The organism is Veillonella sp. Ser01, from assembly GCF_053850375.1.
Map to the genome: position 1 here is coordinate 207,147 of NZ_JBSPUA010000003.1, position 21,920 is coordinate 229,066.

20 protein-coding genes are annotated in these 21,920 nt (G+C 40.1%); 18 read left to right on the plus strand and 2 right to left on the minus strand.

All coding sequences use genetic code 11. The features are described 5' to 3' along the window. Positions 1-77 precede the first annotated feature (77 nt). On the minus strand, positions 78-956 hold the full coding sequence (locus ACWTVK_RS07245; RefSeq protein WP_456046465.1) for an epoxyqueuosine reductase: 879 nt from the start codon (positions 954-956) through the stop codon (positions 78-80). Positions 957-1,110: 154 nt separating this feature from the next. On the opposite strand from ACWTVK_RS07245, the gene ACWTVK_RS07250 reads away from it, so the two are divergent. The 13 genes from ACWTVK_RS07250 (at position 1,111) to ACWTVK_RS07310 (ending at position 14,576) form a co-directional block, all read left to right on the plus strand. Continuing rightward, positions 1,111-1,893, plus strand: coding sequence for an FAD binding domain-containing protein (locus ACWTVK_RS07250; protein ID WP_456046427.1), 783 nt, complete (start codon positions 1,111-1,113; stop codon positions 1,891-1,893). Then, positions 1,893-2,348, plus strand: a complete 456-nt coding sequence (locus tag ACWTVK_RS07255) for a (2Fe-2S)-binding protein (RefSeq protein ID WP_024065760.1) — start codon at positions 1,893-1,895, stop codon at positions 2,346-2,348. The genes ACWTVK_RS07250 and ACWTVK_RS07255 overlap by 1 nt, the downstream gene beginning before the upstream one ends. Further along, entirely contained in the window at positions 2,348-4,642 is a 2,295-nt protein-coding gene (locus ACWTVK_RS07260) for a xanthine dehydrogenase family protein molybdopterin-binding subunit (protein ID WP_456046428.1), read from the plus strand. Before ACWTVK_RS07255 ends, ACWTVK_RS07260 begins: the two co-directional genes overlap by 1 nt. A 41-nt stretch (positions 4,643-4,683) precedes the next feature. Next, complete coding sequence (gene yqeC / locus ACWTVK_RS07265; RefSeq protein WP_456046429.1) at positions 4,684-5,442, plus strand: selenium cofactor biosynthesis protein YqeC; 759 nt, start codon at positions 4,684-4,686, stop codon at positions 5,440-5,442. Between the two features lie 6 nt (positions 5,443-5,448). Further along, on the plus strand, positions 5,449-6,171 hold the full coding sequence (locus tag ACWTVK_RS07270; RefSeq protein WP_456046430.1) for a nucleotidyltransferase family protein: 723 nt from the start codon (positions 5,449-5,451) through the stop codon (positions 6,169-6,171). Further along, the gene (gene yqeB / locus ACWTVK_RS07275; protein WP_456046431.1) at positions 6,168-6,980 is read left to right on the plus strand and encodes a selenium-dependent molybdenum cofactor biosynthesis protein YqeB; all 813 of its coding nucleotides are present in this window, start codon (positions 6,168-6,170) and stop codon (positions 6,978-6,980) included. Before ACWTVK_RS07270 ends, yqeB begins: the two co-directional genes overlap by 4 nt. Further along, entirely contained in the window at positions 6,964-7,692 is a 729-nt protein-coding gene (locus ACWTVK_RS07280) for an XdhC family protein (protein ID WP_213467968.1), read from the plus strand. Before yqeB ends, ACWTVK_RS07280 begins: the two co-directional genes overlap by 17 nt. After that, entirely contained in the window at positions 7,682-7,996 is a 315-nt protein-coding gene (locus ACWTVK_RS07285; protein WP_024066914.1) for an XdhC family protein, read from the plus strand. The genes ACWTVK_RS07280 and ACWTVK_RS07285 overlap by 11 nt, the downstream gene beginning before the upstream one ends. Positions 7,997-8,093: 97 nt before the next feature. Further along, positions 8,094-8,906, plus strand: coding sequence for a diadenylate cyclase CdaA (cdaA, locus tag ACWTVK_RS07290; RefSeq protein WP_105085212.1), 813 nt, complete (start codon positions 8,094-8,096; stop codon positions 8,904-8,906). Beyond that, positions 8,903-9,823 carry a CdaR family protein gene (locus ACWTVK_RS07295; protein WP_456046432.1) on the plus strand — a complete coding sequence of 307 codons (921 nt, stop codon included), beginning with the start codon at positions 8,903-8,905 and terminating at the stop codon, positions 9,821-9,823. Before cdaA ends, ACWTVK_RS07295 begins: the two co-directional genes overlap by 4 nt. A gap of 273 nt (positions 9,824-10,096) precedes the next feature. Further along, a complete protein-coding gene (locus ACWTVK_RS07300) occupies positions 10,097-11,695 on the plus strand; it encodes an NAD(P)/FAD-dependent oxidoreductase (protein WP_456046433.1) in 1,599 nt (532 codons plus the stop codon). A 169-nt stretch (positions 11,696-11,864) separates the two neighbouring features. After that, positions 11,865-13,217 carry a phosphoglucosamine mutase gene (gene glmM / locus ACWTVK_RS07305; protein WP_456046434.1) on the plus strand — a complete coding sequence of 451 codons (1,353 nt, stop codon included), beginning with the start codon at positions 11,865-11,867 and terminating at the stop codon, positions 13,215-13,217. A 366-nt stretch (positions 13,218-13,583) separates the two neighbouring features. After that, complete coding sequence (locus ACWTVK_RS07310) at positions 13,584-14,576, plus strand: tetratricopeptide repeat protein (RefSeq protein WP_456046435.1); 993 nt, start codon at positions 13,584-13,586, stop codon at positions 14,574-14,576. Positions 14,577-14,693: 117 nt separating this feature from the next. Here the strand turns inward: ACWTVK_RS07310 and ACWTVK_RS07315 are convergent, their stop codons facing one another. Continuing rightward, positions 14,694-16,091, minus strand: coding sequence for a hypothetical protein (locus tag ACWTVK_RS07315; RefSeq protein WP_456046436.1), 1,398 nt, complete (start codon positions 16,089-16,091; stop codon positions 14,694-14,696). Positions 16,092-16,666: 575 nt separating this feature from the next. Between ACWTVK_RS07315 and glmS the strand changes: the two genes are divergently transcribed. The 5 genes from glmS (at position 16,667) to ACWTVK_RS07340 (ending at position 21,849) form a co-directional block, all read left to right on the plus strand. After that, positions 16,667-18,499 carry a glutamine--fructose-6-phosphate transaminase (isomerizing) gene (gene glmS / locus ACWTVK_RS07320; RefSeq protein WP_456046437.1) on the plus strand — a complete coding sequence of 611 codons (1,833 nt, stop codon included), beginning with the start codon at positions 16,667-16,669 and terminating at the stop codon, positions 18,497-18,499. A gap of 58 nt (positions 18,500-18,557) precedes the next feature. Next, positions 18,558-19,544 carry a tryptophan--tRNA ligase gene (trpS, locus tag ACWTVK_RS07325; protein WP_005387758.1) on the plus strand — a complete coding sequence of 329 codons (987 nt, stop codon included), beginning with the start codon at positions 18,558-18,560 and terminating at the stop codon, positions 19,542-19,544. 36 nt (positions 19,545-19,580) lie between these two features. Next, positions 19,581-20,057, plus strand: a complete 477-nt coding sequence (locus ACWTVK_RS07330) for a hypothetical protein (RefSeq protein ID WP_456046438.1) — start codon at positions 19,581-19,583, stop codon at positions 20,055-20,057. A gap of 199 nt (positions 20,058-20,256) precedes the next feature. Then, positions 20,257-21,069: an amino acid ABC transporter substrate-binding protein gene (locus tag ACWTVK_RS07335; RefSeq protein WP_129823661.1), complete on the plus strand. Its 813-nt coding sequence runs from the start codon at positions 20,257-20,259 to the stop codon at positions 21,067-21,069. Positions 21,070-21,192: 123 nt separating this feature from the next. Then, positions 21,193-21,849 (plus strand): amino acid ABC transporter permease, encoded by a 657-nt coding sequence (locus tag ACWTVK_RS07340; protein ID WP_005387763.1) that lies wholly within the window; start codon positions 21,193-21,195, stop codon positions 21,847-21,849. Positions 21,850-21,920 lie beyond the last annotated feature (71 nt).

Sequence of the window (21,920 nt, forward strand, 5' to 3'; positions counted from 1 at the left end):
GACGATGGATGGTCGTCTCTTTTTATTCTGCAAAAATACCAAATCTCCTACGTATGTGACTATTAGTGGCATATCAATTAATCATTATACTTCGTAATTTCTTGATTTCTCATTAATATTTTCTTTCCACGCCACGAGAATGCCCGGTGCCCATACTTAGCTTTGAATTCTTTGTTTGTTAGGGTCTCTAGTTCGTTAATATCTATGTACGGTTCTATCCGTTGAAATTCAGGTATAGGCGTTGCGGGGATACTCTGATTATGAGGGCAAACCTCTTGGCATACATCGCAGCCAAATACGAGTGGCGTTTTTCTTATGATGGTTTCTTCCTCGTTTGTAAGATCTCCCTTTTTCTGTGTTAGGTAGCTTTTACAAGTATCATATTTAAATTCGTCGTGCCCTAAACATTGACCTAAGCATGCTGTAATACAACGATTACATCCCATGCAAGATTGTCCAAGCGGTGTGTTTGGCTCAAATTCTAAGGTAGTTAAAATTGTTCCTATCATAACATAAGATCCCCATTTAGGACTGATAAAACAATTGTTTTTGCCATAAAAGCCAAGGCCCGCTAAGTATGCCATGTAACGGTCTGCCAAGGGAGAGGTGTCACAATGTATAGAAAACTGAGCTGAAGTATTCATTTTTTGTAATTTTTCAATAAGTTTTTCTAAATATTCATTAATGACCAGGTGATAATCTGTGCCCCATGTATAGCGGGATAGATTGGATGGACCGTTATGTTCTACGTAGTATGGAAAGAGACAGACAATAGCACTTTTAGGTGTGAACTCAGTTGTTCCTAGTAGTCGTTCCTCCACATCTGCTGCTGTAAATGGACAGGGATTAGTTTCGTACAAAATGGTTTTTGCATTTTCAGGTAGAGGCCAAGGGGCAATCCCAAATTCATAAATATGTAATTCTTTGCAAAATTCCTGTAAATTTATATCTTTCATCATAGATTTAGTGGCGAATAATTGGTAAAATAAAAGTATAAGAAACGTGAGGAATTCTATAGATTCCTGCTAAGTTTGTAGTTCGGTGATATCTGTATTTTTGTGGTTATCATCCAGTTCTGTTAGTATTAGTATACCATTGAGAGGACAGATTATGTTAGCATTTATGAAAGTATTACAACCGAAGACGGTGGAAGAGGCTTATGAATTAGCCACAAAAAACAAAACTGCCCCAATGCTAGCTGGCGGTTGCTGGTTGCGTTTAGGTCGACGTACATGGCCATCCGTGATCGATATGGCTAGTCTTGACTTGCGTTATGTTCGCGAAGAGGATAACGAATTTGTCATTGGTGCTATGGCAACGCAAGGCGATGTGGAACGTTTTGAGCCATTACAACAATTCTGTAGTGGTGCTGTTGTTAAAGGTGTTAAGGAAATTCTTGGCATTCAATTCCGCAATACTGCTACTATGGGTGGATCTGTAGCAAGCCGCTTTGGCTTCTCCGACATTATTCCTGCATTAATGGCAGTACATGCAGACATCGTTACTTTTAAAGGCGGTCGCATGTCCATACATGACTATATGAAATACAGAGAACGTGATATCCTCGTGGAAATTCGTATCCCTAAAGTAGATGTGCCTGTAGCTGTAGAGGCTCTTCGCATCTCTCGTGGTGACTTCCCAGTGTTGACAGGTGCTCTTCGCCGTGATGACAAAGGCGTTGAAGTGTACATTGGTACAAGACCTGGTGTGCCTCAATTAGCAGAAAAAGCAAGTGCTTTGCTTTCAGAAAAAGAATTGTCTGCAGCAAAAGAAGCAGGTCAATTAGCATCTGAAGAATTAGTTTACCAATCCAACTCTCATGCGTCCAAAGAATACCGTATGGAAATGGTAAAAGCTATGGTTCAACGCTTGGCTAAGGAGGTGGCACAATAATGGAACTCGTACTTAATATTAATAATAAAAATGTAACTGTTAATGTGCCAACTGATGAAATGTTATTGGATACATTGCGTAATCTTGGTTACTACAGCGTACGTTGTGGCTGTGACACAACAAACTGTGGCCTTTGCACTGTATGGGTAGATGACGAAATTATCTTGTCTTGTGCATATCCTACATTCCGTGCGCCTGGTCATAAAATCACTACATTAGAAGGCTTGCAAGAAGAGGCTGAATTATTAGCGGCTTGTATTGCTAGCGAAGGCGCTGACCAATGCGGCTTCTGTACAACTGGTATGATGATGAGTGCTATCAACTTGAAACGTAAAAATCCAAAGGCTAGTGATGATGAGATTCGTGAATACCTCATCGGTAACTTGTGCCGTTGTACTGGCTATGAATCACAACTTCGAGGGGTTCGTAAATTCTTAGAAGGAGGCCTAAAATAATGAATAAGCACATTGGTAAATCTTATGATAAGGTTGACGCTAAAGGTATTTTGACGGGTAAACCGTCTTATACTGGCGATTTTGTTCCAAAAGATGCGCTCGTTATTAAGGTTCTTCGTAGCCCTCATGCACAGGCGCGAATTAAGTCAATCGATACATCTAAAGCTAAATTGATTCCTGGCGTAGAAGCGATCTTTACACATGAAGATGTGCCTAATACTCGTTTCACATTGGCTGGTCAAAGCTATCCAGAGCCATCTGCTTATGATGCTCTTATCTTGGATCCTGTAGTTCGGTATGTTGGCGATGAGGTAGCTCTTGTAGTAGCTAAAGATGAGGCTACAGCACTAAAAGCTATGCCGCTTATCAAGGTTGAGTACGAAGTACAAAAACCAGTTCTTGATATGCATACTGCTATCGACCATGAAACTGTAGTTCATCCTGAGGATGATATTCATAACAATATTCCTGTAGGCCAAGATTACAAACGCAATATTTGCGTATCTTATCATAAACGAGTAGGCGATATTGAAGCTGAACTTGCAAAATGTGATTATGTAGTAGATGGTACTTACTTTGACCAAGCTACACGTCAAACAGCGATGGAGCCATTCCAAAGTTTTGGTTATATTGATGCATTGGGCCGCGTAGTTATCGTATCTTCTACACAAATCGTATTCCATGTACGCCGTCATATTGCGCGTGCATTAGGAATTCCAGCTACAAAGGTTCGCGTAATCAAACCTCGTATCGGCGGTGGTTTCGGTTCTAAACAAACGGCTTGCACAGAAATTATGACAGCTTTTGTGGCGTGGACATTGAAAAAACCTTGCTACCTCTTATACGATCGCACTGAAGCGCAAACTTGCTCTACTACACGTCATGCTCGTGAATGGCAAATTCGTGTAGGTGCCACAAAAGATGGTATCATCAAGGTTATTGATATGGACTCTATTACTGATGCAGGTGCTCATGCAACTCACTGTTTCACTACTACTACAGCTGGTGAGCATAAGTCCATTCCTTTATACAATAAAGCGACAGCTGTCCACTACGGTACAGAAGGCGTATACATGAACCATACACCAGGCGGTGCATTCCGCGGTTATGGTGCTACCGAAGCGTTATGGCCTTTAGAGTGTGCAGTTAATAACTTGGCGGACCAAATGGGTATAGACCCTGCTGAATTGCGTCAAAAGAACTTGATTGCTCAAGGTGAACAAAGCTTAGTATACGCTCCAGATGAATATCTTGATTCTGGTTTGTTCCAAGATACTGTAAATCGCGTAAAAGAAATGGCTCGTTGGGATGAACGTCCTCATTCTTGGGATATCGATGAACGCTACCGTGGCGGCCTTGGTATGGCGCTAGCATTGCAAGGTTCTGGCGTTGCTAATATTGACGTAGCATCTGTAGAAATTCGCCTTGGTGATGATGGTAACTACACATTGTATACTGGTTCTTCCGATATGGGCATGGGCGCTAATACTGTATTGACTCAAATGGCCTGCGAAGTAATCGGTTGTCCTATGGAATATATGACGGTTGTTGAATCCGATACAGATATTGTACCGTTTGACCCAGGTTCCTATGCATCTAGTACAACATATGTAACTGGTACGGCGGCGAAAATGGCTGCTGAAGAATTACGAACTAAGATTATTGCTAAGTTCGCTCAATTCTTCGATACAGATGTAGAAAACATCGACTTTGATGGCGTTGTAGCTACAACAAAAGATGGTTCTCAAACTATGGATATCCATCAATTAGCTCCAAAATTATTGGTAGGCGTTAATGCAGAACAATTGTCTGGTTTCGCTACATGGGGCAGTCATACATCCCCACCTCCATTTATGGCAACCATTGCAGAGGTAAAAGTAGATAAACAAACTGGCAAGGTTATTCCGCTTCATACATACTCCTGCATCGACTGCGGTACTGTTATCAATCCTAAATTGGCTCGCGTTCAAGTTGAAGGCGGCGTAGTACAAGCTATCGGCATGGCGTTGTATGAAGATGTACGCTATTCCAATAATGGTCGCTTAGAGACTAATAACCTTATGACTTATAAAATTCCAACCCGTCAAGATATCGGTGAGTTACATGTAGACTTTGTAGAGTCTTATGAACCAACAGGCGGATTTGGTGCCAAATCTATTGGTGAAGTTGTTATTAATACGGCTAGTCCAGCTATTCAACATGCTATTAAAAATGCAGTTGGTGCGGACGTTCGTACACTACCTATGACACCTGAGAAGGTATTTATGGCTATGGACGAGAAATATAAAGTATAGAGATTTCTATTTACTTTTCCTTTCTAAGGAGGCCTGGTTTTATGACATCACAAACATCCTATTGGAATCGATTGATTCAGCCGGGAATCGTGGCCCTTGTTGGGGCAGGCGGTAAAACGACTGTGCTTTCAAAATTAGTAGAATATGGAAGGCTGAAAGGTCAGCCCATCGTAGTTACGACTACGACTCGACTCTATGAATCTCAAGTGGCTCATTATGAACCGATTTATACTCGAAATATTAATGAAGCTGATGAATATTGTACTGATCGTATTTTGCGTGGATATTGTGGTGCGTGGTTCTCTGGCATTACAGGAACAAAAGTAGACTCCTTAGATTGTGATCTTATCGATGGTTTAGCAAAATTGCATCCGAACTGGCAAATTGTAGTGGAAGCAGATGGGGCAAAGGAAAAATGGCTTAAAGCGCCTAAGACGACTGAGCCAGTCATCCCATCTCTCACAAAGACTACGATTGGTCTTGTGAATTTACAAATGTTAGGAGCGCCGCTTGATGATGAGCACGTGCATAATATCGAGCTCGTTCAAGATATTGTGAAGCGCGATATGGGGGCCATTGTAACGCCACGCATGTTGGCTGATCTTGTGCTCCATAAGCAAGGTTTATTCCAATACAGTATAGGTAAAAAAATTCTGTTCTGTACTGGTTATGAAACGGTGCAACATCGTATCATTGATGATTTTATTGATCATATTGTAGATAGCGACATTTCCGATATCATCTTAGCTGATGGATACAAAGCAAGTTGTGAAATCCGTCGCATTATTCAATGTCGGTAGGTACTCATGACTTATGTGAAAGCAAAACCTAATACCGCTTTCAGTCCCATGAGAGACCCCATAGACCGTCGTCCTTTGCATATTGGCATTGTCCTCCTCGTAGGAGGTCAATCTAAGCGCATGGGATGTAATAAGCAACTTTTGCCTTGGCGTGGTAAAACTGTTTTAGATGCGGTCTGTGGGGCTCTTCATTGTGGATGGAATGATTCGGTAGGAATTACTGAATCCTGTAAACTACCTTTTGTAGCGGTTACTGGTGATGATCATGAAAGATTAGAACCTATAGTTACGAGCTATGGGTTTGAAGTGGTTCAGAATGAACATCCTAATCGTGGACAAGGCCTGTCCATAGCGATAGGAGTACGTTACTTGGTAGAAAATTCACCGATACCGCTAGACGGCATTCTTTGTTCTGTAGGGGATCAACCCCTATTGACTGGGAATGTTGTACATCAGGTTATTAGTGCATTTAGTGATAACTTTCATTCGAAAACTATCGTCGTCCCACATTATGGGGCGAATTATCAGTCGGGAAATCCTGTTCTATTTGGTTCACATTGGTTTGAATCATTGCAACATATCCAAGGGGATCAAGGGGGCAAAACTATCATTCGCGGTAGTGGTAAAGACCATGTTATCAAATTATGGATTCGTGACGATGTTGGATATGATATTGACACGCCCGATGATTTTGAGCGTTTGAAACAACGTGAAAGTGAGGCATTATGAAACCATTAGTACTTATGCGCGGAGGCGGAGATATCGCTTCTGGCGCTGTATATAGATTGAAACGTGCAGGCTATCCTGTGGTGATTAACGAAATCGCCATTCCTACCATGATTCGCCGTGAAGTATGTTATGGTAATGCTGTACATCGTGGAGAAATGATTTTGGAACGCTTTGTAGCACGTCATGTAGCCCTTAGTGAAGTAGCAGATACGTTGGCACAAGGTGTTATTCCCGTTGTGACTAGTTCATATGAAGAGCTACTTGATACATTGAAGCCAGCTATTGTTGTAGATGCTATTTTAAGTAAAAAGAATCTTGGCACCAAACGTGATGATGCAGATCTCGTCATTGGTGTGGGGCCTGGATTTACTGCAGGGCATGATGTGGATGTTGTTATTGAAACCATGCGCGGTCATTACTTAGGTCGTTGCATCTATGATGGTCCAGCGCAGCCTAATACGGGGATTCCCGGTAATGTAGGTGGTTATACTCATGAACGTGTTATTCACTCATCAAAGGCTGGTCTGTTTACAGCTAAGCGCCATATCGGCGATTCTGTACAAGCTAATGAAGTCATTGGTTATGTAGATAAAGAGCCAGTGCGGGCAAAAATTACAGGTATTCTTAGAGGTATTCTTAAGAGCGGGCTCATCGTATCCGACCATTTTAAATTGGCCGATGTAGATGCTCGTTGTGAAGAATCTCATTGTTATAGTATTTCAGATAAATCTCTCGCTGTTGGTGGCGGCGTTTTAGAGGCCGTCACTGCATGGGATTATGAAAGGAATCAAGATGGAAACGATCTATGATGTGATGAAAGACCGTCTTCAGCTTACAGAAACTACGTTGATGGTTACTGTTTTGTCTGGTCCGCGTCAAGGGGATAAGACAATTTATGCTGAAGATGGTAGTGTTTTGTATGGCACACCAATTGAAGGCTTTATGGTAGATAAAGCAAAGCTTAATTCTTTGTGCATGGTAGGCGAAGCTGAATGTTTCGTACAACCTGTAGAAAATGATCCGTCTGTTCTTGTATTAGGCGCTGGTCATGTGAGCCGTGCTATTACAGATTTATTACTATTCATTGGGTGTCGTGTTACTGTTGTAGATGATCGTCCAGAATATGTAGTTCCTGAATTCTTTGATGAACGTGTAACTCGTAAATGCTTACCATTAGAAAACTTTAAAAATGATCTACCTCTTGATGAATATAATGGGTTTATCATTGTTACTCGTGCTCATGAGTATGATAATGTATGCTTAGAACAATTACGTGATTATTTGCCAACCTATATGGGTGTTATGGGCAGTCAAAAGCGTATTCATTATGCATTTGAAGTATTGCGTGAACAAGGTTGGACGCAAGAGGAGTTAGATATGGTATATGCACCAATTGGTCTAGACTTGGGTGCACAAACTCCTGAGGAGATTGCATTATCTATCGTTAGCGAATATTTGGCAGTGGTGCGTGGTAAAAAAGGCGGCTCATTGCGGAAAGGTAGAGTGAGCCATGAATCGTGAGTTTATTGAATATTTAAGTGCTCGTAAAAATGAAACACTAGCTGTAGCTACAATTTTATTTACCCGTGGTTCTACACCACGTAAGGCTGGCACATCTATGGTAGTATTCCCTGATGGATCCATCTTTGGCACTATCGGTGGTGGCCGAGCAGAAAATGAAATTCGTCTCAGTGCAGTTGATTCCTTGAATAAAAAAGAAGCACATCGTCGTATCGAAGTTCTTTTAGATGACGATGTAGCTGTAAAAGAAGGTATGGTGTGTGGCGGACAGATGGATGTGTGGATTGAAACACAAAACATCTAAGTATATTAAATTTACAGTGCTTCTAAAATGAGTTAAAATATAAGGTGCAGCCAAGCAGTTGGTTGTACCTTATTATTTTGTATAAGGAGCTATTTTTATGCATATTGACGCACTTATACATACCTTTAGGCTTCTTGATATTGCTGATATCTTAATCGTTGCCGTAGGTATTTATTACTTATATAAATTGCTTAAAGATACACGGGCCGTTGCTCTTTTAAAGGGGCTCGTTATGCTAGCAATTCTAAATTTATTGAGTCATTTGCTGAATCTATATGTTATCAATTGGATTTTGCAACAAAGTATGACCGTTCTTCTTTTCGCATTACCTGTAGTATTCCAACCGGAATTGCGTCGTGCGTTAGAACAATTGGGCCGTGGTCGAATTTTCAGTAAGGCACAGAATGTCAATGAAGAGGAAATGGATATGGCTATCAATGAAGTGATGGCGGCGGCTCGCGTTATGTCTCGTGAGCATACTGGGGCACTTATCGTTTTTGAACGTGAAGTGGGCCTCAATGACTTCGTTGATACAGGTATTTTAATTGATGCTGTGTTGAGCCGTGAACTAATTAAAAATATTTTCGTTCCTAGTACACCACTTCATGATGGGGCACTGATCATCCGAGATGGCCGTATTCGTGCAGCGGGGTGTTTGTTGCCACTAACTGAGGACCGTACATTGAGTACTGAACTTGGTACGCGTCACCGTGCAGCCATCGGTTTGTCTGAACAAACTGATGCTGTCGTTGTTGTAGTCAGTGAGGAAACGGGGACAATTTCCTACGCCTATGGCGGTCATATTTATCGCCATTTACCGGAAGATCAAATTAAAGAAGCGTTGCGTACATTTATGGAACGCCCTCGTCAAACCATTACTGGTATGTGGAAATGGGGGGCAAAAAAATGATGATACATTTGAAACGCAATTGGCCAGCTAAGTTGTTATCATTGCTAGCGGCTATCGTCATGTGGTTCTTTATCATGCGAGATCAGAACCCTGTGATGGAGGTAACCTATACAGTACCTGTTCAAGTCCAAAATCTTGATTCACATTATATTATAGAAGATGCACCTGATGTAGCACGCATTGTCCTTTCGGGCCCTCGAGATATGATTATGTCTATAAAGGCAGATAATCTTCGTGCATATATTGATGCATCTGGTGTAAAACCAGGTCAAAATAATGTAACCATTGGATTTACCTCTCCAGCGGGGATGAGCCTTGTTGAGGTTAAGCCTGATACTATAACGATTAATGTAGATGAATATGCAGAACGGAAAATACCGGTTGAAATTGTTCCAATTGGCAAGTTCTCTGACGATGTTGCTCTCAAGTCAGTAACCATTGTACCGAAAGAGGTAACTGTATCTGGACGTAAACAGCTTGTTAACGCCGTAAATAAGGTTGTTATGAAGGTTAACATTGCTGGTCAAACCAAGAACTTTAGTGCTGTTAGTACGTTAGAAGCCTGGGATATATCTGGTAATGTATTAGATGTACACATCAATCCGAGCCAAGGTCAAGCACAATATGAACTAAACTTATTGCGTAAAGATAAAGCCGTTCCTATTACAGTACCAACGGCGGGAACGATAGCTGATGGGTATGAGGTTAAGTCTATATCCGTTACACCGACCCAATTGACTGTGACTGGTCGAGAAGAAATGATTGACTCTGTTTCAGAAATTCAAACAGAACCAATTGATCTTACCGGTGCAACGAAGGGCATTCAAGGTAATTACAACTTAGTATTACCGAGTGGTGTCAATAGTAATGTTACTACAGTACATGTTAAGGTAGATATACAAAAGAAAACTACGTAGTTCATGAGATTAAAGAGGTAATAGTAATTTCCAAAATTGTTATTACTAAAAACCTAAATTAAAAATAAGACCCTAATAGAGGATAAGATTAAACTCTATTAGGGTCTATTTTAATGCTTTATGGGGCTACTCTGTTTATTATGTATTAGCTTTTACCGTAATATTGTATAATAGTGTTGTATGACCAATTTCTAGTAGGTTGAATTTGAAGGATTTAGGTCAAATAAGAAAGAAATTTGCTAACCTAAAAGGATAGCTTAAATAAGGAAAGATATGATTAGAATAATAAATCTCCGCGTGGCTGTTACGGTCAAGTCGGATATAAAGGATATTGTAGAAAAGAAATATCCCCAATTGCGAGGCGCTATTGAAACGATTCACGTTGTACGACGCGCTGTAGATGCTCGTAAAAAACCGAATATTGTATTTGTGTATACCTTGTTTGTTGAGGTTCATAAGGAAGCTCAAATCATGAAAAAACTAGGTAAACAAAAGGATGTATCTGTATTTACTCCAGAGGATCCAGAACCTATTGTGTATGGTAATGTGCCTTTAGCACATCGTCCTGTAGTGATGGGCTTTGGTCCGGCTGGGATGCTAGCTGCCTTTTATTTAGCTCGTGAAGGGTATCGTCCAATCGTTTTTGAACGAGGTCAAGACGTTGATATTCGTAGCCAAGATGTAGAAACGTTTTGGAAAGAGGGTGTATTCAAGCCTGAATCTAACGTACAATTTGGTGAGGGTGGTGCAGGTACCTTTTCAGATGGTAAATTGACAACCCGCGTTACACATCCAAGATTGCATGAAATCTCCAAATATTTTGTAGAGTTCGGCGCTCCAGAAGAAATCTTGTATAAACATAAACCTCATGTAGGTACAGATAAGTTGCGTACCATGGTAAAAGCTATGCGTGAACGCATCATCGAATGGGGTGGTGAAGTTCGCTTTGGTGCTAAGATTACCGATTTATTTATTGAAAATGACCGCATCGTAGGTGTTGAAGTTAACGGTAACGAACGCATTGATACCACAGTTGTCTTATCTGGTGTAGGGCATAGTGCACGTGATACGTATGAAATGTTACATAAACGTAATGTAGAAATGACGGCAAAACCATTTGCTATCGGTGTTCGTATTGAACATGATCAGGCTATCATTGACGAGTCTCAATATGGTGTAGAACCATCTAGCTTGGGCCTTGGGGCCGCAGAATATTCTCTTGTATACCACGATAAAGAAACAGGCCGTACAGCGTATAGCTTCTGTATGTGCCCAGGTGGTCAAGTTGTAGCATCAGCGTCCGAAAATGGGGGCGTTGTTGTTAATGGCATGAGTTTATATGCTCGTGATAGCGGTGTTGCGAACAGTGCTATCGTAGTTAATGTAGGGCCTGATGACTTTGGTAATCATCCTCTGGATGGTGTAGCATTCCAACGTGAATGGGAACGTAAAGCTTATGAATTAGGGGGCTCTAACTTCCATGCACCAGCTCAGACCGTAGGTCAGTTTTTGGGACTTTCACAAGCAACAGGTGTACAAGATAGCACATATAGCTATGAACCAGGTGTAGTAAATTGCGATTTACATGATTGCTTGCCACCATTCGTAACGTCCGTGTTGGAACGGGCATTACCGTATTGGGGCCGTCGCATTCGTGGATTCGATGATCCTTCGGTATGTATGACTGGTGTTGAAACACGCACCTCTGCGCCGCTTCGTATGGGGCGTAATGAAGAACGTATTTCTCCAACTGTAGGTGGATTTTATCCTATGGGGGAAGGTGCAGGCTATGCTGGAGGTATTATGAGTGCAGCCCTTGATGGGGCAGAAACTGCCATTATATGCATGGCAAAATATGCAAAACCTAACTAGTTAGTAGTAGAATGTATGGTAAAGTAAACTACAGTATAGGTTCATTTTGATACTGTAAAATAGTATATCTGTATAGTATATATATGTGTGGTGTATATATTGTGATATAATACACAACAGTGAATATATAAGGACTTGTGATTTTCACAATCCCTAGAGGAGGATAATTATGGCTCGTTTATTTGGTACAGATGGTGTACGTGGTGTTGTTAATGAATTTTTAACACCTGAATTAGCCTATCATTTAGGCCGTGCAGCGGCTACATATTTTGGTAAAGAAAAAGACCATCCCACATTCTTGATTGGGCGTGATACGCGTATTTCTGGCTCCATGCTTGAAAGTGCGTTAGCATCCGGTATTTGCTCTGTTGGTGGTAATGTTGTAATTGCCGGTGTTATCCCAACTCCAGCAGTAGCTTACCTTGTACGTCAACAAGGCTTTGATGCAGGTGCTGTTATTTCTGCATCTCACAATCCATATCCAGATAATGGTATTAAATTTTTTGATGGCGATGGCTATAAATTGCCAGATGAAGTAGAAGATCAATTAGAACAATATGTTCGTCAAAGTGCAGATAATGAATTGCCACGTCCAACAGGTGATGGCATTGGTACCATTGAGTACAATAGCAATTTAGCTCATTTCTACGCTCACTTTGTTCGCCACACAATTGATACATCCCTTGAAGGTTTGACTATCGTATATGATGGTGCGAACGGTGCCGCATCTAGCGTAGGTCCTGAAATTTTATCTGGTCTTGGTGCTAAAGTAATCAACATCAATGTAAATCCAGATGGCTTGAATATCAATGATCACTGTGGTTCTACACATATCGAAGGCTTACAAGTGGCTGTACAACAACATAATGCAGACCTCGGTATTGCTAACGATGGTGATGCGGACCGTTGCTTATTGGTAGACGAAAAAGGTCAAGTTCTTGATGGTGACCAAATCATGTTATTGTGTGCTCTTAAATTGAAAGAAGAAGGCAAACTCAAAGATGATACTGTAGTTGGTACTGTTATGAGTAATATTGGGTTCCATAAAGCGGCAGAAGAACTAGGAATGAAAACAGTTTCTACTGCTGTTGGTGACCGTTATGTATTGGAATACATGCGTGAACATGACCTCTCCGTTGGTGGTGAGCAATCTGGTCACGTAATCTTCTTAGATCACAATACAACTGGTGATGGCATGTTAACAGCTGTTCAAGTGGCGGCTCTTATGAAAGAAAAAAATCAACCACTTTCTGAGTTGGCTGGCATTATGACTAAGTATCCTCAAGTTCTTATCAACGTTCGTGTTGCTACAAAAACAGGTTGGGAAGACAATGATATTATTAAAGCTGCCATCGTAACAGCAGAAGGTGAACTTGGTGATGAAGGCCGCGTTCTAGTTCGTGCATCTGGTACAGAACCACTCATTCGCGTAATGGCAGAAGGTCCTAACCAAGAAGAACTACAATCATTATGCCAAGAAATTGCTGATATTATCGGTAGAGAACAAGGGTTGGCGGACTAACTCTTAATGAGTAGTTTGATACTACTCCGTTTGGTTCCATTCTACAATTTGATATTAAAAGTATCCCCTCCTATATATGTTCCTTTGCTCCGTCCTACGTAAAGTCGCTGCAGGAACATATATAGGAGGGGATTTATTTTATATTTATATAGGATGATTACCGAATGGAACCGCACTATTGAGTAGTCACTTCTACTCATAAGAGTTATTTCGGGGATGGAGAGGCCGATAGCAGAGATGATGTAATTCATCTCTTAGATAGTTAAGAGATGGGATGGTGTTTTTGCAAATACGTACATAGGGCATGATTTATGTTATTATAGCTATATAGTTTAAATTGTATTGGTTTAATAGTTAAGGTGTAGTATGAAGGATATAAATCAAGGGGAGGCTGAGACTCTCCTTAATGAGTGCCCGAATAGTGTTGATTCTGCTTGTACGCTTGCATATGCTGAGTCACAAGCACGGAGAGAGAAAAATTCACAGCTTATCTTGGAGGACTTCTTAGAAAAATATAGCGATGAATTGAATGATGTTGAAAAAGCTAAAGTTTATACTAATTTGGCTTTTTATTATAATGATGAGGGCAATATAAAAGAATATGGGTATCTATCTGCAGCTGTAAAGCTAAATTCTCCATATATAGAGACCTACCGAGGGCTGGCTTTATATCATTTTTCATCTTATGCAGATAAGGGCTCAGTAGAGGAATTGGAGAGAAGCTTACTGACTTATGAAAAGGGAATAAGCATATCAGATAATTATGAAATGAACTTTGGCTATGCAGTATGTTTATTTGAACTCAAAGAATATGAAAAAGCAAAGACCATATTTTTGCAGTTACTTGGAAACTATCCAAATAGAATGCGATTATTCCTTTGTATAGCTTATTGTGATGTGTATTTAGGAAATAAAATCCAATCCCTTGATTATCTGAAGAAAATTAATATTGGTGGAGATCCTGCATATCAGCGGGATGATGAAATTTGGGAGTTTGATATCTTTAATGCCTATTATGTATTAGAAGAGTACAAATTGTTCTTAGAAGAGTGTGAAAAGGCTAAAAGCTCTTGTGACTTAAATTACGGCCCTTATTATTTTGGCCTTTGGACTATGAACCAACATGACCAATTCTGTCTAGAAGTGGACAAACAACGAACAGAAATACTAGCATGTATTGAAGATGTAAAAATAGATGATGACTTTGCGAGTGAAGAAGAGAGACAAGAGCATCTCCAATGTTGGGAAGATGATTTAGAAAGCCTAAATATATTAGAGCATAAGATTAAATATGAAAACTACAAGCCTGTAGTTGAATTAAAACTATGGCCCATATATGACTGCTACTTGATAGACTAATTCATGCATGAACTCTCAGGATAAATTTTGATATAACCTTATGCAGCTTTGTATGGTTCTGAATCGGCATAGAAATAAAAGAGGCAACGTCGACGTTGCCTCTTTTATTTCTTAGTTTTATTTATCAGTTACCACTAGTTTATATCCATTCAAGTGAATGTTTTCGCCAGTTGTGTCTTCATTAGTTAAAGATTTTACATAGCTATCGCCAGTGAGTGTCCATGTGGAGTCTTTGCTGAGTTTCACAGTTACTTCTTTAGCTGTGTTGTCGGTATTGATAGCGCCAACGAGGCTAGATCTATTTGCCATGTCTAGCGCGATGGTGCTGATGGAGTCGGCTACAATGTTACCGCTAAGTTCTTGGTTAGATGCGCGGAGAGTGAGGTGTCCACCATTTTCACCGTCTTTGCCCCAGCGGGAGTCTGCCGCTACTTTCACAAGTGTCGTAGTATTTGGCATTAAGATTGTGTTGCCTGTAAGGTCCGCTTCAGCAGTGGTGTTGTTTACATAGATGAATGCACCTGTACCATGAGTTGTGAGTGTGTTATTTTCCGCCTTTAAACGAGCAATACCGCTTTCAGCATCACCGGAGAAACTTTGGTATAGCATGAATCCATTATCGTGATAGCCGGTTACGTTAGAGTTCGTAAGGGTAATAGAGTTTTTGCCTTCTACGACACCAATTTCACTCTTGTTGGCCACGCCGTTTACATTGTTAGCTGTAATATTGCCAGTGGAGTAGATAACAGGACTGCCTGTGCCAGAGGTTGTAAGCTTAGCTGCTTCTGCAGTAATAGTGCCTTCACCACGGTCTGTAGCAAGGGTAGCAGAGTGAGCACCTTCGGTAGTGATAGTTAGGTTTTTACCGTTTACAGTGCCTTTATAGGTTGCATCTAGACCACGAGAAGAATCGCCCTTAGTATGAATGTTAGTGTTTTCAACATTGATAACAGATCCTTCACCAGTGGCAAATACTGCATTAGATCCAATGCTATTAGATGTGATATTACTATTTTTAATGCTAGTTTGGCTGCCTTCGATGCCGAGTACTACTGCATTTTGTCCGCGGAAATTACTGTTGTCATCATTAGTGGTGTTGCCTGTTTTATCAAATACACTACTATTAATGGTGATTGACGCTTTGTTTTTGCCGATGAAAGAATTTTGGTCGCTTGTAGTATTATCAAATCGTTGGTGTTCGAATGTTTTGCTTTCACTAATAACAGAGGTCCCTGTGAAAGTACTAGGATTAGCTTCCTTATGAGGCGTTGGTTCATTAATTTCGCCTGTCTTTACATCATCAGGTCTAGGCACATCAGCCTTAGGTACATCGGTTTTAGGCATATCAGCTTTAGGTGCATCGCCTTTAGGCGCTGATATGCTTTGGGCGGGACTATTAGCTTGTACTGGTTCTGCCCCAAATGTAGGGGCAAAGGCTAGTGCTGCAAGGGCACCGCCCGCTAAAGCAGGCACGATGAGACGTTTTAAAGTTCTATAATTACGTGAATGTGTCATATATAATAACCTCCAAATATTTATTGCGCGATAAAATCGAATTGTGTAAAATTAAGATTGTAAGAAGTATAGTAATTATCTGTGAAAATAGTATGAATGATACATGGGATTTATAAAGAAATATTAATCATGATGTTTAGATATGTCGATAAGGATGTCTTGCTTTCACCATTCATTATCACGTATAATATAGATTGGTATACGATGTATACTTTAAAGATCTGCCGTATCTTATAGAAAGGAGTTTCACAATTCGTAAAAGCGAATAGCGCAAGTACCCGCGAAGGCAGTCGTTAGGGTAGACGAGGTGAAGAGTGATCGAATAATCAGCGGATGCTCTTCCGGCAGATTCATGTCGTAACAGATACTAAAAAGCCCATTGGTAACAATGGAGACAAAGTGTATCTGAATGAATTGTATTAAAGTAATAATTAATACATAATTGAAATATTAATCTAGAACTTTAATCTAGAACATTAATCTAGAACTTTAATCTAGAACATTAATCTAGAACATTAATTAGCCTTAGTTGTTGGCTGGGGCTAGAATGCCCCCAGTTATAGGAGGATATATTTATGTGCGGTATCGTAGGATACATTGGCTTTAATCAAGCATCTGATTTCTTATTGGACGGTATGGCGAAATTAGAATACCGTGGTTATGACTCTGCAGGCATCGCTATTATTGGTGCTGAAAATGCAATCAAAATTCAAAAAAAGGTTGGCCGTCTAGCTAATCTTGAGGCTATTGTAAAAGCAGATCCTAATGAAGGAACTGTAGGTATTGGTCATACTCGTTGGGCTACTCATGGTCGTCCATCCGATATGAATGCCCATCCTCATGCATCTGAAGATGGTAAATTTGCTGTTGTTCACAACGGTATTATTGAAAACTACATGCCTTTAAAAGAAGAGCTCATCGAAAAAGGGTACCATTTTAAATCTGAAACTGATACAGAAGTAGTAGCTCATTTATTAGAGGATATGTACGATGGCGATTTCGTAAGTACTGTACGCCGCATGCTCGCTCGTGTTGACGGTGCGTATGCCCTTGAAATCATCTGTGCTGATGAGCCAGACAAAATCATTTGTACTAAAAAAGAAAATCCATTGGTTATCGGTCTTGGCAAAGGCGAAAACTTTGTAGCATCGGATATTCCAGCGATCATTAACTACACACGTGATACATATATCTTGAGCGATGGTGAATTAGCTATCGTAACTCGTGATAATGTATCCGTATTTGACCGTGAAGGTAATGCTATCGATAAAGAAGTATTCCACGTAAGTTGGAATGCAGAGGCTGCTGAAAAAGGTGGTTATGAACATTTCATGTTGAAAGAAATTCATGACCAACCTAAAGCTGTACGCGATACATTCGGTACACATATCTCCGAAGATGGTAAAACAGTAATCTTTGATGAGTTGAATTGGACTGCTGACGATGTAGCAGCTTTCAATAAAATTCTCATCGTTGCATGTGGTACAGCATACCATGCAGGTCTTGTAACAAAACAATATATTGAAAACTTGGCGCGCATTCCTGTAAGTGTGGAAATTGCATCTGAGTATCGTTATAGCAATCCGTTGACTGATGATAAAACATTATGTATCGTTATCAGTCAATCTGGTGAAACATCTGATACATTGGCTGCTTTGAAAGAGGCTAAACGTCATGGCGCTAAATCCTTGGCAATTACAAACGTAGTAGGTTCCAGTATTTCCCGTGAAGCAGATAACACTGTGTACACATGGGCAGGTCCTGAAATCTCTGTAGCGTCTACAAAAGCGTATACTACTCAATTAGTAGCAGGCTTGTTGTTTGCTGTATATCTTGGTCAATTAAATGGTAAAATGGATCCGGCTTTAGGCGGAGAAATCCTTTGCGGTGTTAAAAGCTTGCCTACATTGATTCATGAAATCTTTGAAGTAGACGAAGATATGAAAGCCTTTGCAAAACATTATGGCTTCAAATCTGATGCGTTCTTCTTGGGTCGTGCTATCGACTACGCAGTAGCGATGGAAGGTGCTTTGAAATTGAAAGAAATTTCTTACATCCATGCTGAAGCATATGCTGGTGGCGAGTTGAAACATGGTACATTGGCTCTTATTGAAGAAGGCGTACCTGTTATCGCATTGGCTACACAAGAAGATGTGTATGATAAGATGATTAGCAACATCCGTGAAGTAAAAGCGCGTGAAGCTGTTGTAATCGGTATTGGCATGAAAGGTGACGAAGAATTATCTAAACACGTAGACCATACAATCTATGTGCCTCGTGCAAATAAATTCATCGCTCCAATCCTTGCGGTTGTACCATTGCAATTATTGGCGTACTACGCAGCGATTACACGCGGCGCAGATGTAGATAAACCACGTAACTTGGCTAAATCTGTAACCGTAGAATAATATATATAACCAACAGTGCTTCGGCACTGTTGGTTTATTTCAATATAGGGAGACTATTATGGCAGTTATATTTTCCGGCATCCAACCAAGTGGAGAATTAACACTTGGCAACTATTTGGGGGCTTTACGTAATTTCTTAGACTATCAAGATACTGATGAATGTTATTATTGCATCGTTAACCAACATGCAATCACTGTACCGCAAGATCCAAAAGAGTTATTCCAAAATACTCGTAATTTGGCTGCGTTATACCTCGCTGTTGGCCTCGATCCTAAAAAGGTAACATTATTTGTGCAATCCGAAGTACCTGAGCACGTTAAACTCGGTTGGGTTATGCAATCTATCAGCTATGTTGGCGAATTAGAGCGTATGACACAGTACAAAGATAAGTCTCAAAAGCAAGGTGACTCTATCCCTACAGCGTTGCTTACGTATCCACCATTGATGGCGGCAGATATTTTGTTATATGGTACTAACTATGTTCCAGTAGGTGAGGACCAAAAACAACATCTTGAGTTGACTCGTAATTTGGCAGAGCGTTTTAACCGTAGATTTGGCGAAACTTTCGTAGTACCTGATATCAAGGTAGGCGAAGGTGGTGCTCGCGTTATGAGCTTGCAAGAGCCAACTAAGAAAATGAGTAAATCTGATGATAACCAAAATGCTACAATTCGTCTTTTGGATGCACCAGACTTGATCGTGAAAAAATTGAAACGCGCTCAAACTGACTCTGATAACGCGGTGCGTTATGATAAAGAAAACAAACCTGGCATTTCTAACTTGATGGGCATTTACCGTGCTATCACAAAAGACAGCTATGAAGCTATCGAAGAAATGTATGCTGGTAAAGGTTATGGCGTGTTCAAATCCGATATCGCAGATCTATTGGTGGCAACTCTTGAGCCAATTCAACAACGTTATAATGAATTGATTACAAGCCCTGAACTCGATGTTATTCTCGATGAAGGTGCTGCTAAGGCTCATGCTAAAGCAAGTCAAATGTATCGTAAAGTAGAGCAAGCTATGGGCTTGTGTCGTAAATAAAATCATATAGTAGACTTTCAATTTGTGAGGTAAGCCATGACGAAACAAGAGGCGATGGAACGCTTTTCATCAGGTACCGTACAACAGAGCTTAGAAATACATCGTGGAATTCAGTGGGCCGGTCGTATCATCGGTCTATTGGTTTGCGCCTTAATTGTAAAATATATGCCCTCCGATTGGGCTGAGCGTATATGGTATTACCTGTTGTTACTCCTAATATTGTGGACCCTTCATAGATTAGGTGAAAGTCAAGCATTTATCTGTGAAAAGGGCCTCGTGTTAAAGCGAAGGCCTTTTTCTGTGAAAGAATACTTTCACAGCCTCTTTCATGGCGATGAATATTTTGTCTTTGTCGATTATGAGCATATAATTGGATTTACTGAAGGTTGGCGTGAGTTGCAAGCCATGAATGGTCATGGTGGGATTTATGTAATACCATTAGATCTCGCACAGGTAGGGTATAAAGACAAAATGGCCATGATTGAAGCGATTCACAAGCATTTAGATACATAATGTGTGCGTATATACAAAGCATTTAGTACTATAATCCTGCATGAACCATAAGAGAACTAAAAAATTCTAAAATTCATCAAATTATCTATTTACAACTTTAACGAACTAAAGTATAATACAATCATCGGGTACAGATATGAGTTCTGTACAGCATATATTAGCAAGTAGTTAAAGGTGTAATACACCGTGGAGGATAGTTATGAATTGGAAAAAAATGATGGCCGTTGGCCTTGCAGCAGTATCTATGATGGTATTTGTAACGGGTTGTGGTAGTGATACTAAAACGGCTAATAAAGAATTACCTAAAAAAATCGTTATCGGCTTAGATGATAGCTTCCCTCCAATGGGCTTTAAAGATGATAAAGGCGAAATCGTAGGTCTTGATATCGATATGGCTAAAGAAGCAGCTAAACGCGCTGGCATGGATGTGGAATTCAAAGCTATCGACTGGTCCAGTAAAGAAGCTGAGTTGAAATCTAAAAAAATCGACGCTTTATGGAATGGTCTAACAGTTTCTCCTGAACGTGAGAAAAATATCTTGTTCTCCAACACATATATGAAGGATAAACAATACATCGTTGTTCGTAATGAAGATGAATCCATTAAATCTAAAGCAGATCTTGCAGGCAAAGTAGTAGGTGTTCAACAAGCAAGTACTGGTGAATCTGCATTGCAAAACGATCCAAGCGGTAAAACTGTGAAAGAAACTAAATCTTATGCTGATTTCGTAAGTGCTTTTATGGATCTTGGTATTGGACGTGTTGATGCAGTTATCGCAGATGGTGTTATCGCTCGTTACCTCATGACAAAAGAACCTGGTAAATACAAAATCGTAGAAGGTACTGATTACGGTGTTGATAACTTCGCTGTTGGCTTCCGTAAAGATGACACTGCATTACGTGATAAAATCAATGGTATCTTAGCTGAAATGAAAAAAGATGGTACTGCTGATAAAATCGTTGAAAAATGGTTGGGCTCTAGCGCAGACCTAGATAAGAGCGATGCTAAATAGTACAATTCGTGATATACTAATAGTACTATGGTCAGTTTGTACAACAGATAATTAAAGAACGAAATGTACACTAGAGAAGAGGCCAGAAGCCTCTTCTCTAGTCGTGTTTTGAAGGAGTATTCCATGTTAGATTATTTATTGCAGATTATCCCAACCATTGCTGATGGTTTAAAGGTAACCGTATCGCTATTCTGTATTGTATGGATCCTATCCATTCCTGGTGGTATTCTACTTGCTTTGGTACGTTTATCTAAATTTACAGTGCTCGACAAAATCGTTGAAGCCTTCGTATATTTGATGCGCGGCACACCACTAATGCTTCAAATTTTATTCGTCTATTATGCATTACCTATCATTACAGATGGTGCTGTCCAAATGGATGATGCTACAGCAGCGGTGCTTACATTCGTATTAAACTATGCAGCGTATTTATGTGAAATTTTCCGCGGTGGTATTCAATCCATCTCTCGTGGTCAGTACGAAGGGGCAAAGGTTCTTGGTTTTACTTATGCCCAAACGATGCGTAAGATCATCTTGCCACAAATGTTTAAACGCGTATTACCGCCACTTGCGAATGAGACAATTAACTTGTTGAAAGATACTTCTCTCGTATACGTATTGGCTATGAACGATATCTTGCGTATTACAAAATCTATCGTACAACGTGACTTTGACATCTCTGCCTTCTTGGTGGCAGCTTTGTTCTACTTGATCTTTACCTTTATTTTGACAAATATCTTCAACTACTTAGAAAGAAGATTTGCTGTATACGAAGATTAATCTATTCTGTAGTTGCTTGTCGTATTTTACATCCAATTATTGTTCATATAGCGGACTGATACTTAATGATT

Excerpts from the sequence above, each read along its gene's own strand:
- yqeB (WP_456046431.1), top strand. The coding sequence starts at position 6,168 with ATGAAACCATTAGTACTTATGCGCGGAGGCGGAGATATCGCTTCTGGC.
- ACWTVK_RS07260 (WP_456046428.1), top strand. The coding sequence starts at position 2,348 with ATGAATAAGCACATTGGTAAATCTTATGATAAGGTTGACGCTAAAGGT.
- ACWTVK_RS07270 (WP_456046430.1), top strand. The coding sequence starts at position 5,449 with ATGACTTATGTGAAAGCAAAACCTAATACCGCTTTCAGTCCCATGAGA.
- glmM (WP_456046434.1), top strand. The coding sequence starts at position 11,865 with ATGGCTCGTTTATTTGGTACAGATGGTGTACGTGGTGTTGTTAATGAA.
- yqeC (WP_456046429.1), top strand. The coding sequence starts at position 4,684 with ATGACATCACAAACATCCTATTGGAATCGATTGATTCAGCCGGGAATC.
- ACWTVK_RS07330 (WP_456046438.1), top strand. The coding sequence starts at position 19,581 with ATGACGAAACAAGAGGCGATGGAACGCTTTTCATCAGGTACCGTACAA.
- ACWTVK_RS07285 (WP_024066914.1), top strand. The coding sequence starts at position 7,682 with ATGAATCGTGAGTTTATTGAATATTTAAGTGCTCGTAAAAATGAAACA.
- ACWTVK_RS07250 (WP_456046427.1), top strand. The coding sequence starts at position 1,111 with ATGTTAGCATTTATGAAAGTATTACAACCGAAGACGGTGGAAGAGGCT.
- ACWTVK_RS07245 (WP_456046465.1), bottom strand. The coding sequence starts at position 956 with ATGAAAGATATAAATTTACAGGAATTTTGCAAAGAATTACATATTTAT.
- ACWTVK_RS07310 (WP_456046435.1), top strand. The coding sequence starts at position 13,584 with ATGAAGGATATAAATCAAGGGGAGGCTGAGACTCTCCTTAATGAGTGC.
- ACWTVK_RS07255 (WP_024065760.1), top strand. The coding sequence starts at position 1,893 with ATGGAACTCGTACTTAATATTAATAATAAAAATGTAACTGTTAATGTG.
- ACWTVK_RS07340 (WP_005387763.1), top strand. The coding sequence starts at position 21,193 with ATGTTAGATTATTTATTGCAGATTATCCCAACCATTGCTGATGGTTTA.
- ACWTVK_RS07295 (WP_456046432.1), top strand. The coding sequence starts at position 8,903 with ATGATGATACATTTGAAACGCAATTGGCCAGCTAAGTTGTTATCATTG.
- ACWTVK_RS07315 (WP_456046436.1), bottom strand. The coding sequence starts at position 16,091 with ATGACACATTCACGTAATTATAGAACTTTAAAACGTCTCATCGTGCCT.
- ACWTVK_RS07335 (WP_129823661.1), top strand. The coding sequence starts at position 20,257 with ATGAATTGGAAAAAAATGATGGCCGTTGGCCTTGCAGCAGTATCTATG.
- ACWTVK_RS07280 (WP_213467968.1), top strand. The coding sequence starts at position 6,964 with ATGGAAACGATCTATGATGTGATGAAAGACCGTCTTCAGCTTACAGAA.
- cdaA (WP_105085212.1), top strand. The coding sequence starts at position 8,094 with ATGCATATTGACGCACTTATACATACCTTTAGGCTTCTTGATATTGCT.
- ACWTVK_RS07300 (WP_456046433.1), top strand. The coding sequence starts at position 10,097 with ATGATTAGAATAATAAATCTCCGCGTGGCTGTTACGGTCAAGTCGGAT.
- trpS (WP_005387758.1), top strand. The coding sequence starts at position 18,558 with ATGGCAGTTATATTTTCCGGCATCCAACCAAGTGGAGAATTAACACTT.
- glmS (WP_456046437.1), top strand. The coding sequence starts at position 16,667 with ATGTGCGGTATCGTAGGATACATTGGCTTTAATCAAGCATCTGATTTC.